Below are 1,104 nucleotides of genomic sequence, written 5' to 3' on the forward strand. Positions count from 1 at the left end.
CTACGGCGACGCGCAGGACTTCGAGGAGGTCTTCGCGGTCATCGAGGCCGCGCTGCCCGGCCTGCACGCCTGGGTGGCCGACCTGCGCCGCGCCGTGGCGCTGTCGCGGACGGTGCAAGCGGGCGCCGCGCTGCTGGCGGTGCTGCTGTGTTACCTGCGGCGGCCGTAGCGGTCGGCGAGTTTCGCCTCCACGGTCTTCGGGGTCTCTGGAGCCGGCGCCGCCTCGGCCGCGGGTTGCTGTTGCTTTTCCCGTCGGCGCGCGCGGATCTCGGAATAGATGAAGTAGCCCAACCCGAGTGGCGCGACGATGCCGAACGAGATCCACTGAATTCCGTAGGACAGGAAGGGCCCGGCGTCCAGGTGCGGCACGCCGATCACGCCGAGCCCGCCGGGCTGGTCCTCGGTCAACTGAAGATACGAGCCCGCCAGCGGGACCTTGGTCAGCGCCGCGACCTGTTCGGTGCTGATCGAGTACACCTGCTGCACACCGTCTTGGGTGAAGGGATCTTTGCCCGGCGCGACGGCCTCGGAGTCGCGCAGCCGCGCGGTGATGGTGACCGTGTCCTGGGGCGGGCGGGGGATCGGCGGGACGTGGGATCCCTGTTCGGGCCGCACGTAGCCGCGGTCCACGAGCACGGTGGGTCCGGCGTCGACGACGAACGGTGCCAGCACCTCGAACGCCGGCTTGCCCTCGATCACCCGCAACCGGGCGAGCACCTGGACGTCGGGCAGGTAGTGCCCGGTGGCCGTCACGCGGCGCCACTGCGCGTTCGTGGCCGAGGAATTCTGTTGTGGCAGAAGCGTTTTGAGTGGGACGGGTTCGGTGTTGAGGGAATACTCGATCTGGCGGTTCTCCCGCGACGTCCGGTTGTGCTTGCCCAGCTGCCAGGGCGCCAGCACCGTGAAGCACAGGTAGGTGAAGGCGACGACCACGAGCGCCAGCGCGATCCAGCCGGGCCGCAGCAGGAACGCCAGCCGACGCAGCGCCCGGGGCATCAGGGCGATCCGTTCCCGCCGAGCCGGTCGTCCACCCAGGCGTGCAGGCCGGGCAGCGCGGCCTCGATGACCGCGAAGACCTCCTCGAAGTCCTGCGCGTCGCCGTAG

At 70.2% G+C, this 1,104-nt stretch carries 1 protein-coding gene and 2 pseudogenes; 1 reads left to right on the forward strand and 2 read right to left on the reverse strand.

What is annotated here, in order from left to right; translation table 11 throughout:
• Nucleotides 1–76, forward strand: a pseudogene (locus tag A5709_RS27450) (protein tyrosine phosphatase); the annotation flags it as partial.
• 74 nt (nucleotides 77–150) lie between these two features.
• Here the strand turns inward: A5709_RS27450 and A5709_RS11690 are convergent.
• Both A5709_RS11690 and A5709_RS11695 read right to left on the reverse strand, forming a co-directional pair.
• Complete coding sequence (locus A5709_RS11690) at nucleotides 151–984, reverse strand: SURF1 family protein (RefSeq protein ID WP_156673146.1); 834 nt, start codon at nucleotides 982–984, stop codon at nucleotides 151–153.
• Between the two features lie 11 nt (nucleotides 985–995).
• A pseudogene (locus A5709_RS11695) lies at nucleotides 996–1,104 on the reverse strand (protein tyrosine phosphatase); the annotation flags it as partial.

This window comes from Mycobacterium sp. E1386 (assembly GCF_001672745.1).
Lineage (GTDB): Bacteria > Actinomycetota > Actinomycetes > Mycobacteriales > Mycobacteriaceae > Mycobacterium.